This window comes from Lysinibacillus sp. NPDC097287, assembly GCF_044761695.1.
GTDB lineage: Bacteria > Bacillota > Bacilli > Bacillales_A > Planococcaceae > Lysinibacillus.
In genome coordinates, this window is sequence record NZ_JBIWCX010000003.1 from 95,227 (window position 1) to 108,301 (window position 13,075).

The following is a 13,075-nucleotide window of genomic DNA, read 5'->3' on the forward strand; positions in this document are numbered from 1 at the left end:
CACCTTTTATAATTTCATTCTTTCTCAAAGAAATTCGCTTCTTCTACTAGTTTTTCTAGCAAATCCTTCACGGGTAATGCTTGTATCATCTTAAATCCTGTGCCTGCCCATAAAGACATAGCTTGTGGATTTTCATTTTCTAATGCCTGTTTCCGAATCGGCTGCGTCAGATAATGCAAAGCCGGATACACATTAGGTGCTTGAAGTTCATATTTTTTCATAAATTCATTTGATAAACCTCTTGCTAGCCTACCTGTAAATGTCTTTGTTAATACTGTTTCTTGAAAATGCCCCTCTATTAAAGATCGTTTGTATACTTCATTCGCACCACTTTCATTACAACAAATAAATGCAGTTCCTAATTGAACAGCACTTGCTCCAGCAATTAATAGAATTTTTATCTGTTGCCCTGTCATAATACCTCCAGCAGCAATGATAGGCATATTTACTGCATTTTTAACTTTGATAATTAATTCGTGTAAAGGCTCATAATTTAGTGAATTTGTATTTTGAAATGTTCCACGATGCCCACCTGCATTTATACCTTGTACACAAATGGCATTTGCTGATCTTTCATATGCGATTCTTGCCTCTTCTATATTTGTAACGGTCACAATAATTTTACATCCTATTTTATGTAACATTTCTATAATTTCCTTTTCCGGGCAGCCAAATGTGAAGCTTACAAACGGTACTTTATATTTTTCTACCAAAGCAAGCTTTTCAAACCATTCATCGTCCGACCATTCCTTTACAGGTAATGTCATTGAAAAATCTTTTTCTAATTGTTTTTTATATGATTTTAATGCTGCCTCATCGAGCATTTCATTTGAAGGTACAAAAAGATTAACCCCATATAATACATTTGCCTCTATACAGGCTTTCATCTCACTTTCTAATACATCTGACGTTTTATATCCTGCTGCTAAAAAACCGAGTCCCCCATTTTTAGAAACCTCGATTGCTAATTTAGATGTGGCTACTCCACCTGCCATTGGTGCTTGAATAATCGGATAACGTAATTCGCTAAACATCATATATCATTCTCCCTTCTTTATATAAATAAACCATTACAATGCAACTTGCTAAAACAATGCAACTTGCGGCAAAAATGAATGCTGCACTAAAATGCAGTTGATCTAGAAGCTTTCCGGCAATTATAGGACCAACCATTTGTCCAAGTGCATATACCGCTGTTAGTCGGCTAAGCGATTCCACTGCGTGTTCCCTTCCAATTGTATTTGCTAAGGTTGTAATGCCCATAAAGGTTAATCCAAATAAAATCGCACTTATTAAGAAACCTACTTTTGTAGCTACTACTGCTGGAATGATAATTCCAAAAGCCTGTACGAATAATGCAATAGCTAATATTTGTTTATAGCGATATTTCTCGGCTAAACGAATCCAAAACCAACAGGATGGTATAGCAGCAACCCCAACAATGAGCCAAATAATCGTTGCATCCCAGTGTAATGTCGGTATTTCTTGTGCAATGGCTACTATGAATGTACCTGTGATAATATACCCCAGTCCCTCAAGACCATAGGCACAAATGAGCCAATGAATAGGTCTTTTTAAAGTAGATGATTTCGTCGTTCTAATTTCTTCCTTTGGAATATGTATCATAAGAAGAATGCCAAGAATACTTAGTACAGTACTTACATATCCAAGTGTCTTCCATATACTTCTCCAAATTAAAAAATCCGAGCAGAACATTAAAATAAGACTTGAAATCATGATTCCCAATCCTACGCCACCATATAAAATACCAGACCACCAGCTTTTTTGTAGACGAGTAATATAGTTTAGGATAATTTGCGAACTTAAAATAAAGATGAACGCACTCGACACGCCTGATAAAAATCGAATAACACAGAACAGAACGAGTTCATGACAAAATCCCATCATAAAAGTTGTGAACACATTTAATAAAAGGACTATTATCAATATTTCCTTTTTTCTTCTTATAATTAGAAAACTTAATAATAATGCCCCAACAAAGTAGCCCGCATAATTACTCATCGCAATTAATCCAGCTTCACTACTTGACCAACCTAAAGATTGTTGCATGAATGGTAGCATTGGTGTATATGCAAAACGGCCAATGCCCATAGCGACAGCTAGTAGTAAAATGCCTCCACAAACTACTCTCATATTTCCACCCCCTGTTTCATCGTATCAACTTTTAGATATTAAATATAATTCAGATTTTGTATACTTAATATAAATAATATTGATATCAGAGGTGAGAGGATGGATATTGAGGCACTAAAAGCATTTCGATTCGTAGTAGAATTAGGAAGTATTTCAGTGGCTGCTGAAAGGCTAAATTATTCGCAATCAAACGTTACGATGAAAATCCATAAGTTAGAGGAGCAATTACAAACAAAACTCCTTTATCGTCATAATAGAGGATGCAGTGTCACGCCGAAAGGTGAAGAATTGTATCATTATGCGATACAAATATTCAAAACGATGGAACTAGCAGAAAATGCAATGCAAAATCAAGAAAATCCCACAGGTTCACTTCTAATAGGATCAATGGAAACGACAGCAGCGATACATTTATCTTCTATTCTATCTAATTACTGTACGATGTATCCAAATGTTAAATTGAATTTAAAAACGAATCCAACTGCGATTTTGATTGATAAAGTTTTAAATTATGAGCTTGATGGTGCCTTTATTTCAGGCCCTATTCAGCATAGTTTGTTACAAAGTAAAACAGTATTTGTTGAAGAGATGGTTTTGATTTATCCAGGACATACAAAGGATGTTTCTATAGAAAGTATGAACATTTTAGTTTTTCGAGCTGGATGCTCATATCGTTTTCAGTTAGAAAAATATTTACGGCATCAAAAGATTAAATCCTATCGCATAATGGAACTCGGCTCTTTAGAAGCCATTTTAGGTTGTGTAGCAGCAGGTTTAGGCATCACGCTATTACCCAGATCTGTTTATGAACGCTATGTTCGTTACTATGAGTTACAATTCGTAGCTTTACCAAAAGAATTTTCGTTTATTGAAACACAATTTATTTCGCATTTAGATAACCCTTCTATATCGTTGCTGCATTTTGAAAAAATGATACCAAAATTAAATGCAAACAATTAAAAATGATGGTGTTAGTTGAGGAAGAAAGGCAAAGGTCAATATACTTTCACTACTAGTAAATTACTAATATTCTAAGTAAAGCATTTAAGTTTGTGAATAAATGTACTTAAAAAACGGAGTGCGATTGTTAGCGCCCTCATGTACTTAAACTAACGAGGGCTTTAGTTGAAGAAGAACTTACGAAAGCTCAAACAATCTATACGAAAACAGCCAATAAAAAAGAGCCTGTATCTTCAATTACTTAGTAATTGAAGATACGGGCTTTTAATTTCAATGTTTAGTTGTTGTTATATATATTTAATTAGTTACTAAAAGGTTTTCACATTCTGTTGATAAAGTAATCTTGTCCATAGAAATTGACCGAATAAATCGTTCTTAAAAATGTCCTCTATACCAAAATCCGTACTTAAAAGCTCCTTTATCTACAGTAACGTGGGGTTGATTTCCGTTCCGGCTAGGCGCTTTCCTGGGGGCGTCCGCCTGTAACGGAAATCAACGGGTTCCGTGAATAAGTTCTTCAAAACATTCACGAAGAATTTATTGACGTAATTGTTTTTCAAACATTTTACTTCTTACACAAATTTCAAACGACCTGCCTCCATAGCAATTTCTGCATCGCTATGTGGATATTTCGTATTCTCAATAATTTGATAGTCCTCATGACCTTTACCAGCAAAAATAATCATATCGTCCGGTTCTGCTATCGAAATTGCATGACGGACCGCTTCTGCACGATCACCTATACAAGCATAGTTTTCATGTAGCATACCTTTCGCAAGATCACCTGTAATACTATCATATGGCTCATAGCGTGGGTCGTCTGTCGTTAAAATTACATAATCTGCTGCAGACGCTTTTTCCGCCATGGCCGGACGTTTCGATTTATCTCGATTACCACCCGTGCCCACTAAGAAAATTAGTTTCCCTTTTTTATACGGCTCAGCCGCTGCAATTGCTTTCTCTATAGCATCTGGTGTATGTGCATAATCGACAAAAATTTTCACAGGTAAATCCGTTGGAACTTTTTCCATTCGGCCTTTTACTGGTGGCAATTGCTCAACCTGCTCAATGATTGATTCCATCGAATAGCCACGTCCATAAAATGACACCATTGCCGCTAGAACATTGTATACATTAAACTCACCAAGTAAATGCATTTTCACAGGGAATGTCCCCTCTGCAGTGACAACATCAAAATGCGTCATATAATCATGATACTGGCAATTAATAGCACGGAAATCAGCCGTTTCACTTTGTAAACCATATGTCCACACCGGGAATGGCGTCATCGCAGCATAACGCTCAGACCAAGGATCATCAGCATTTAATACGACAAATTTATTTTTTTCTAAATCCTGTCCAAGTTGAGAAAATAGAAGACCTTTTGCATGTCCATATTCCTCCATCGTACCATGGAAATCAAGGTGGTCATGTGAGAGATTCGTAAAAATCGCTACATCATAATCGACACCAGCTAATCGACCTAATGCTAGACCATGCGAAGAAACTTCCATTGTCATTAAACGACAACCTTCCATTTTCGCACGGAAAATCATTTGTTGTGTTGAAAGTGCATCACTTGTCGTATTTGAAGATTCATATAGAATTCCATTTAAATTAAAACCAATTGTTCCTGTCAATGCAGATTTCTCGCCCATACCTTGCACGATGTTTTGAATAATACCAGTCACGGATGTCTTACCATTAGTCCCTGTAACACCGATCATCGTAATATCCTTCGACGGATAATCAAAGAACTTCGCTGCTAGTAAGCCAACTGCACGCTCCGTATCTTTCACAATAACTTGTGCAATTGAGTCAGGCAAAGGTAGTACTCGCTCCGTAACAACTATCGTTGCGCCACCCTCTACTGCCTTCTGTGCATAATCATGCCCATCTACCGTATAACCCTTTATACAAACAAACATGCTATTTGGTTGTACGCCACGTGAATCCACTACAATATCGCTCACTTGATCTGGTAATTCACCCACAATTTTTTTCAAAGGTAATGCACTCAACAATTCCTCTGCATACATTTCATAGTCCTCCAATCAATCTCTACATTCACTTTATCAAAACTAGTTGTTAAATCACCGATAACGATTTTTCGACAACATTTGACAGAATGAATACCCCCACTATCTATTGAACTTATTTTACTACTTATCGACTCATAAATGAAATGCCTCAATACATGTTTTCACAATGTAAACGCTGCCATTCCTAAAAAGTATATGATTTTGTTTATCATAACAAAATACGTCATTTATCGACACCATTAAATGATGTATCATATTTGTAACTATGGTAATTTGAGGTGTAAAAATTGCTACAAATTGACTTATTACGAATGCGCAATGAAATTATTTTTATTTTTTCAATGACCGCAATACTTATACAATGCTTTCTAGCTATGCTCGGTTTAAATGGTAACTTTTATGTTTTACTAGCGGCACTACTCCTATTATTAATTCCACTTATTATTGGAAAAATACTAAAAGTAAATCCAATTATCATGCAATGGATTATTATGATTTGCGGAAATCTAACCATCTTCTTTATAAATATTTTTTCAGTTTCTGTAATTAATTTATTGTGTTTTATCTTTTATCTATTATTAATTTCTATTTATCGCTCACTGAAAATTAACGCCATCTTTAGTATCGTCACTTTAATTGAAATTATTTTCATCATTAATCATCATCAAGTTCTTTCTGAATCCATGATCGAAAAACAGTTTTTACATGCCTTTATTTTTGTCGTCCTGCTTCTAACGACGATTTGCTGGATTCAAACACACAACATGAAGCGTTTTTGGCACAAACTCGATCAAACGAATTTACAAAAACAACAGGAACTATTATCACAAGAAGCATATCTACACTTGTTTTTTGAACATGCAAACGATAGCATTGCTGTACTTAGTCTGGATAACCGAATTATTGACATAAATCCAGCCTTTGAGGAGGTTTACGGGTGGAAACGATCTGAATGTATCGGTAAAGTAATCCCTGTGGTCCCCCCCGAAAATAGCATTGATGCGGAAAACCGTTATCATGATTTATTAGAAGGTAAGAGCGTTAAGATGCTAGAAACTAAAGATATGCGAAAAGATGGTACCGTATTTGACGCCGCAATTTCTTTATCACCTATTTATGATTTGGATGGAAAGATGATTGCAACATCAGTTATATCCCGTGACATCACACATGAGAAAGAAAATAAACAGCTGATACTGCAATCTGAAAAACTGAAATTAGCTGGGGAAATTGCAGCTGGTGTGGCTCATGAAATTCGTAATCCGCTAACCGTTATTTCTGGTTTCGTACAGATGATGAATAGCGATAAAGAATCTCCGTATCATTCCTATACAGAAATTATTCAATCGGAAATTGAACGCATTAATTTAATTATCAGTGAATTTTTAGTACTTTCGAAACCACAAGCCAATCAGCTAAAAGCAGTCTCCATTGCTGAAACGATAAACAATGTCAGTAATTTCTTTCACTTAGAATTTTTAAATCGAGGCATTACATTCTCGCTAAGTGTGAACAGTGTACAAAATATGGTCCTTGCCAATGAAAATCAACTAAAACAAGTATTTATAAATATTATTAAAAATGCCATTGAAGCAATTGATATGCATGATGTAGAGGGGAAAATCTGTTTTTCAATTAATAATGTCATGCCTAATACCATTCATATTGCTATTTCTGATAATGGTATTGGTATGTCCGAAAATCTTTTAGAACGTATTTTTGAGCCTTTTTATACAACAAAGGCAACAGGTACAGGTCTAGGTATGCTTATTACCAATAAAATTATTCAAGACCATGGAGGCACCATTGAAATCGAAAGTAAATTAGAAAATGGTACAACCATCAATATTAAATTACCTTCTATCTAAAAAGGCTGTCTCCGCCAAGTAATAGCGGAGATAGCCTTTTTCCTTATTTCATAATGGTACGGATTAACTTTACTTTTTGTTTATACGGAGGGAATAATACATTCGTCTCTAATTTCGATGATTTTTTTAGTATTGATTTAGCATGTGTGAAATTTTCAAAGCTTGCCTTGCCATGATAAGCTTTTGTCCCTGATGGCCCTACACCACCAAATGGCAAGTGCATATTCCCTACATGTGTAACTGTATCATTAATGCATCCGCCACCAAACGGTAATTCTTCTAAAAAGTAGTTAATCGCCTTTTCGTGTTCTGAGAAGAAATACGCGGCTAACGGCTTCGGTAATTGACGAATTTGATGGATAGCAATACGCAAATCATCATACATCATAATAGGTAATATTGGACCAAACAGTTCATCCTGCATGGATGGACTTGTCCAATTAGCATGCTCAATCACTGTTGGCTCAATATACAAATCATCGCGATCCGTGCGACCTCCATACGTAATCGAATCACGCTCTTCCACTAAGATTTTCTGTAATCGATCAAATTGTCTTACATTAATAATGCGACCGTAATCAGGACTTTTCAACGCATTTCTTCCGTAAAACGATCGAATTGTATCTTTTAATATTTTCACAAATGGCTCATACACATCTTTATGTACAAGTATATAATCAGGTGCAACACATGTTTGCCCTGTATTTGTGAATTTACCCCAAGACAATCGCTTAGCCGCTACTTCTAGGTTCGCTGTTTGGTCAACGATTGCTGGGCTTTTTCCACCAAGTTCAAGCGCAATCGGCGTTAAACGCTCTGCTGCTGCACGCGCGACCACTTTCCCTACAGCTACACTTCCCGTAAAGAATATATAATCAAACGATGCATGTATAAGTGCTGTAACCTCTTCTTTTTCGCCTTCCACAACACGTACGAAAGAGGCATCAAATGTTTCTTCGATAATTTTCCTCACAATCGCAGCAGTATGAACTGAAATTTCTGATGGCTTTACAATGGCTGTATTGCCACCAACAATTGCTCCAATCAGTGGCTCCATCACAAGTTGGAACGGATAATTAAAAGGACCGATAATCAGTGTTACACCATATGGTTCACGTACAATAAAGCTTTTCCCCATCTGCAAATGAATCGGTGTCTTCACCGCTTCAGGCTTCATCCACTCTTCTACATGCTTCACCATATAAGAAATGCTATCGAGAACGATACCTACCTCTGTCGCATATGCTTCAAATTCACTTTTGCGTAAATCTAAATGCAGAGCATCCAGAACCTCTTTTTCATATTTCAAAATGGTCGTTTTTAATTTTAATAATTGCTCTTTACGAAAATTAACGTCTTTTGTAGCACGCGAAAAATAAAATTGACGTTGTTGTGCAATCATATTTTCTACGTCTTGTGGAGTAAAATTCATAAATAAACACCTCTTTTTTTATAATGTCATACATAAAATTTAACTTTTGAAACAAACTATCTTTGTCTATAAGATTCAACATGACATGCAAAAAACCTCTTTTTGGACATGGTGGTGATAACTAAACACGATTCGTTATTCTCGAAAGGTTTACACGATTTACTTCAAGGGAAATGTGCAACTACATAAATACAATCGAATGGGGGAATTATTTATGATGATGACAGAAACTTGGTGGGAATCCATTTTTTCAGGCGACCTAGCTCACGGAATTAATGAAGATAAGTTGCATCTATTACAGGACGAGGCTTTCTTATATCTGTCAGTAGCACATTCAGAAGATCAAAAAGCGATTGAACCACATGAATTAAATTAAATATAGCGCATCGTAGGAAATGATTCCTATGATGCGCTTTCGTTGTTTATTTATACAATATATTTTTGGGCTCACATGTTTCAAATTTGCCAAAGCTTGTTTCATTTTCAAGTTTGGCACCCCCTAAAACGACAACTGCAGCATTAATAGCCGCTTTACATTTAGTAAATGTATTACCACTACCTTCAAATTTACAGTTTAGTGTATCTACTGCCGCACCTCCTGCTTGGGATGTACATGCTTCGAAACTTGTATCTTTTAACATAATTTCAGCATCATACATGTGTAGTGCGCCACTCATTTGCGAGCGACTCTCTTTAAAACTGCAGCCTTCCATAATTAACTTTACTTTCTTCACCTTACCACCAGAAATAAAGCCAAAGAAATTGCGGGATTTCATATGTGCCGCCTCTGTTCCAGCAATATACATACTACCACCTTTACCAAGTGATGAATTATGTTCAAATATACAATTGCGTAAAATAAAGCTTTCGCTATTGGTAAAATAGACAGCACCACCGCGTTCCTCATCGAAGCATTTTTCAAAAGAACAACTATCCATTTCAACATGTGCATTATTCATCTCCACTGCACGCACAATATTAGCACCAAAGAAATGAGCATTTTCTATTTTCAATTGAGAAATATTACGTAATGATAGCATTGTCTTATTTGCATCCATTGACGCCATAAATCTTGCACCATCTGCTTTTAATGTACCTCCATCGACGATAATCGATGCATTATTTGCAAATGTAACCTCCATACCATTTAAATCAAGTTCTGCTCCCTTACTAACAATAACATCGCCCGTAAAGACTGTCGCATAATTAAGTTTACGTTTTTGCCCCGTTAGCAATGTCATTTGTGCCATACGATCTTGGTATACAAAATTCGGCAGGAAGTAGCTGAGTGATGTTAATGGCACTTCCACATTTTGCTCTAGTGCAGCTTGTACAACTTTTAAACCCACCTCTACATCGTTACGTAGCATGGCTAATCGGAATCCACGAATAAAATGGATTTCTGCATAATTTAATTGCAAAAGCTCTTCAAATAGTACAAGCATCTCCTGCTCTTTTTCCGTAATTTTATGATCCTTTTGTGCTTGGCTATACAAGTCCAGCATAAAGAAATATTTATGAATCGGTTTACTTAAAACCTGCAATAATTTATGTATTGTTTCATCTTCTGCTTGTAGTGCAACTTGAATTGCCTGCTTTTTAAAGTCCATAGGCAAATCTAATAACGCCACTAGCTTTTTAAAATCATCTTTAGCCATCTCACTTGGATAGCCCTTAACACATAACAGTAAAGCATAACCGATTGCATATGTCTGTCGAAACTGCGTATCCTCTTGTGCAAATGGATGTTTTTGATCTAATAACTCTTTTTTCACGCGCTTCAAACTATCTAAAATGGACATATTATCTCCTCCGAACGATCTCGTATCATAATTTATATCGGCTTATTTGCAGAGAATTCCAGACTGTGTATTCAAAAACAACCTTTGTTGTACGGTTGATAGACGTAAGTGAGTTGGGAGGTTTTAGCACACATTGCTTTTTTCAGCGGTCACTGGGGGGATTTCAGCACTCGCTACTTTTTTTCAGCGGTCACCGAGCAGATTTCAGCACTCATTGCTTTTTTTCAGCGGCCATCGAGCAGATTTCAGCACTCATTGCTTTTTTTCAGCGGCCATCGAGCTCTTCAGCTATCTTCATACCTCAATTCTTTTGTTTTATCACTCATAAATTACCTGAAAAATTCTATTCACAACAAACTAGAAACTTTTTCCTTATCGAGAACGTTGCATTACTAGAATTACTATTTTTCATCTTAAAAAACAATTTTTGTAATACCTTGACATAATACTGATACTTTCATCTTATTGGGGGAAATCAAATGGATTTTGGTGCTGATACTAAAAAAGAGACGAGAAAAATTTATAAAAAAGTTCTTTTAATGTTTGTTGTTTGGGGATTATTGTTTATTGGGCTGATTGGCTATGGTGTATATTGGATTTTTTATGATACGAGCAGGTTCAAACAAAATTTAATTGGCGAATCTACTTCTCCAGACGGAACCTATACAATCAATGCATATCTATCTGATAGCGGAGCTACAACTTCCTATACTGTTTTAGGGGAATTAGTTTTTAATAAAGAAAATAAACGGCCTAAAAAAATCTACTGGCAATATAAAGAGAGTACTGCAAGAATAGAATGGATTGACGATGATACCGTTAAAATCAACACTGTCACATTGGAACTCCCACACGAAACCTACGATTATAGAAAAGAAATCAAGTAAGTAAAGATTTCTTAAAACTGCAAGCAACATTATTGTAATTAAGCGTTAATTCAATCGAAAAATACGATTTTATTGCACTTATTTATAGGTAAGTCGGGTAGAAAATTCATCGTTTTTTCAAATATGCCTTGTTAAAATTTCCGAGCAGTCTAGTTTATAGCATAAAAAATCACAGTTCAATTTAACGAACTGTGATTTTTTACATTTATAGATGAATCGCCTTGCCAAATACTGCTTTTGCTGCATCACCAATATGCTCTGATATAGTCGGATGCGGTAAAATCATTTGTGCCAATGTAGCCGCAGTTCCTCCTGCATTTTTCGTAGCCAAGATTGTATTTAATATTTCGGTTGCCCCATCACCAACTACACAAGCACCTAATATACGTCCATCCCCTTTTGTTGCCATTAACTTGACAAAGCCTTCCGTATTTCCTTCCATTAAAGCTTTTGGGTTTGTTCGAATTGGTAATTTCGTCACCGTATAGGCTTCATTGATTTGACTTTCTAACAAGCCAAATGTCGCTATTTCAGGATGCGTGTATACACAGCGAGGAATCGAATTTTGATCGACCGTTGCTGGTGCCTGTCCTAAAATATGCTCAACCACATGAATCCCTTCTGCACTTGCTGCGTGCGCTAGTTGATAGCCACCAATTAGATCACCAATCGCATAAATATGAGGTTGGCTCGTTTCTAAATGCTCATTTACAGCAATTAAACGACCATCAAAATTTAACTCAAGTCTTTCAGCAATTTCGGTATTTGGACGACGACCAGTCGCAAATAATAAGTTTTCGTATGTATAAACACCTTTAGACGTATGTATTTCGGTCCCATTGAAATGCTCAAATTTGAAGTCCGTTATAAGCTCAATACCCAGTTTCGTCATTTTTTCACGAATAATTGGACGAGCATCTGGCTCTTCTGTTTGTAAAATATCTAGACTATGATTAAGCATTGTTACCTTTGTGCCAAGTGGCGCTAAGCTAAATGCCATTTCTACTGCAATTACACCACCACCAATAATCGTTAATTGCTTTGGTAACTCCGTCATATCAAAAAATGTATCGGTTGTGTAATATGTGGACGTTTCTAAACCTTTAAATGGCGGTACAAATGGTTTGCTACCTGTCGCTAAAATGATATCTTTAGCTGTAAAAATTTCTGTTCCTACACTAACGGTTAGATCCTGTGCAACTGACGCTTCCCCGCGATAAAATACAATATGATTGCTGGCAATAAATCCTTCAATGTTTGCTAGTAATTCGGCAATCACAGTGTCTTTTCGCTGCATTAGACGTGGGAAATTAATGTTTACAGTTGGCGTCTCGATGCCCCAGTTATTGCCACGCTCAATTTCTTGCACTAGCTTACTATGCTCCAATAAGATTTTAGACGGGATACAGCCTACATTATAGCAAGCACCTCCCACTTTTCCGCGCTCCACTAACGCTACTTTCATACCACTTTTCGCTGCATGGATGGCTGCTACATATCCTCCTGGACCTGCGCCAATAACTGCTAAATCAAAGTTTTCCAAAAAATTCACCTCACATATCACCTTATCATTTACAAAAATTGAATGCAATGGTAGGAATATTTTCTTAGTTTTATCATCTATCCATTTTCGTTTAGCAGAAATATTTCAGTATATATCACCCAACATTCCCAATTTATCCACCCTATTTTGCAATATATCGATATCCACCTTACTTCCGTAAAAAAGGCACACGCCATGGACTACTCCCTTTTCATTTTGTTGATAAAGGATTTTGTCCATAGAAATTGTGTGAATATATCGTTCTTAACTATGTAGGCTAAAATAAAAATCCACGCTCTTTCCTGCAGAAGTAGCGTGGATTTTTCTAAAAAAGAAGATGCTACTTAAATCTCTGAATAAGATCTGTCACTTATAATTATCTATTCA

10 protein-coding genes are annotated in these 13,075 nt (G+C 36.1%); 4 read left to right on the top strand and 6 right to left on the bottom strand.

The features are described 5' to 3' along the window. Nucleotides 1-14: 14 nt before the first annotated feature. Together ACIQ2D_RS05935 and ACIQ2D_RS05940 are read right to left on the bottom strand one after the other, a co-directional pair. Nucleotides 15-1,037, bottom strand: coding sequence for an NAD(P)H-dependent flavin oxidoreductase (locus ACIQ2D_RS05935; protein ID WP_402860870.1), 1,023 nt, complete (start codon nt 1,035-1,037; stop codon nt 15-17). Continuing rightward, entirely contained in the window at nt 1,027-2,154 is a 1,128-nt protein-coding gene (locus ACIQ2D_RS05940) for a YbfB/YjiJ family MFS transporter (RefSeq protein ID WP_402860873.1), read from the bottom strand. The genes ACIQ2D_RS05935 and ACIQ2D_RS05940 overlap by 11 nt, the downstream gene beginning before the upstream one ends. A 99-nt stretch (nt 2,155-2,253) precedes the next feature. Between ACIQ2D_RS05940 and ACIQ2D_RS05945 the strand changes: the two genes are divergently transcribed. Beyond that, a complete protein-coding gene (locus tag ACIQ2D_RS05945; RefSeq protein ID WP_402860876.1) occupies nt 2,254-3,114 on the top strand; it encodes a LysR family transcriptional regulator in 861 nt (286 codons plus the stop codon). Nucleotides 3,115-3,686: 572 nt separating this feature from the next. On the opposite strand, the gene ACIQ2D_RS05950 is transcribed toward ACIQ2D_RS05945, so the two are convergent. Further along, nucleotides 3,687-5,153, bottom strand: coding sequence for a UDP-N-acetylmuramoyl-L-alanyl-D-glutamate--2,6-diaminopimelate ligase (locus ACIQ2D_RS05950; RefSeq protein WP_402860879.1), 1,467 nt, complete (start codon nt 5,151-5,153; stop codon nt 3,687-3,689). A 290-nt stretch (nt 5,154-5,443) separates the two neighbouring features. Here ACIQ2D_RS05950 and ACIQ2D_RS05955 point away from each other — a divergent pair, with 290 nt between their 5' ends. Next, complete coding sequence (locus tag ACIQ2D_RS05955) at nt 5,444-7,024, top strand: two-component system sensor histidine kinase NtrB (RefSeq protein ID WP_402860881.1); 1,581 nt, start codon at nt 5,444-5,446, stop codon at nt 7,022-7,024. A gap of 43 nt (nt 7,025-7,067) precedes the next feature. Here the strand turns inward: ACIQ2D_RS05955 and ACIQ2D_RS05960 are convergent, their stop codons facing one another. After that, the gene (locus ACIQ2D_RS05960) at nt 7,068-8,456 is read right to left on the bottom strand and encodes an aldehyde dehydrogenase (RefSeq protein ID WP_402860884.1); all 1,389 of its coding nucleotides are present in this window, start codon (nt 8,454-8,456) and stop codon (nt 7,068-7,070) included. A gap of 214 nt (nt 8,457-8,670) precedes the next feature. On the opposite strand from ACIQ2D_RS05960, the gene ACIQ2D_RS05965 reads away from it, so the two are divergent. After that, a complete protein-coding gene (locus ACIQ2D_RS05965) occupies nt 8,671-8,832 on the top strand; it encodes a hypothetical protein (protein ID WP_402860887.1) in 162 nt (53 codons plus the stop codon). 46 nt (nt 8,833-8,878) lie between these two features. Here the strand turns inward: ACIQ2D_RS05965 and ACIQ2D_RS05970 are convergent, their stop codons facing one another. Next, nucleotides 8,879-10,258 (bottom strand): right-handed parallel beta-helix repeat-containing protein, encoded by a 1,380-nt coding sequence (locus ACIQ2D_RS05970; RefSeq protein ID WP_402860890.1) that lies wholly within the window; start codon nt 10,256-10,258, stop codon nt 8,879-8,881. A 479-nt stretch (nt 10,259-10,737) separates the two neighbouring features. On the opposite strand from ACIQ2D_RS05970, the gene ACIQ2D_RS05975 reads away from it, so the two are divergent. Continuing rightward, a complete protein-coding gene (locus ACIQ2D_RS05975; protein WP_402860893.1) occupies nt 10,738-11,145 on the top strand; it encodes a DUF5412 domain-containing protein in 408 nt (135 codons plus the stop codon). 205 nt (nt 11,146-11,350) lie between these two features. On the opposite strand, the gene lpdA is transcribed toward ACIQ2D_RS05975, so the two are convergent. After that, complete coding sequence (gene lpdA, locus ACIQ2D_RS05980) at nt 11,351-12,688, bottom strand: dihydrolipoyl dehydrogenase (protein WP_402860896.1); 1,338 nt, start codon at nt 12,686-12,688, stop codon at nt 11,351-11,353. Nucleotides 12,689-13,075 lie beyond the last annotated feature (387 nt).

Excerpts from the sequence above, each read along its gene's own strand:
- ACIQ2D_RS05965 (WP_402860887.1), top strand. The coding sequence starts at position 8,671 with ATGATGATGACAGAAACTTGGTGGGAATCCATTTTTTCAGGCGACCTA.
- ACIQ2D_RS05960 (WP_402860884.1), bottom strand. The coding sequence starts at position 8,456 with ATGAATTTTACTCCACAAGACGTAGAAAATATGATTGCACAACAACGT.
- ACIQ2D_RS05970 (WP_402860890.1), bottom strand. The coding sequence starts at position 10,258 with ATGTCCATTTTAGATAGTTTGAAGCGCGTGAAAAAAGAGTTATTAGAT.
- ACIQ2D_RS05945 (WP_402860876.1), top strand. The coding sequence starts at position 2,254 with ATGGATATTGAGGCACTAAAAGCATTTCGATTCGTAGTAGAATTAGGA.
- ACIQ2D_RS05940 (WP_402860873.1), bottom strand. The coding sequence starts at position 2,154 with ATGAGAGTAGTTTGTGGAGGCATTTTACTACTAGCTGTCGCTATGGGC.
- ACIQ2D_RS05950 (WP_402860879.1), bottom strand. The coding sequence starts at position 5,153 with ATGTATGCAGAGGAATTGTTGAGTGCATTACCTTTGAAAAAAATTGTG.
- ACIQ2D_RS05935 (WP_402860870.1), bottom strand. The coding sequence starts at position 1,037 with ATGATGTTTAGCGAATTACGTTATCCGATTATTCAAGCACCAATGGCA.
- ACIQ2D_RS05975 (WP_402860893.1), top strand. The coding sequence starts at position 10,738 with ATGGATTTTGGTGCTGATACTAAAAAAGAGACGAGAAAAATTTATAAA.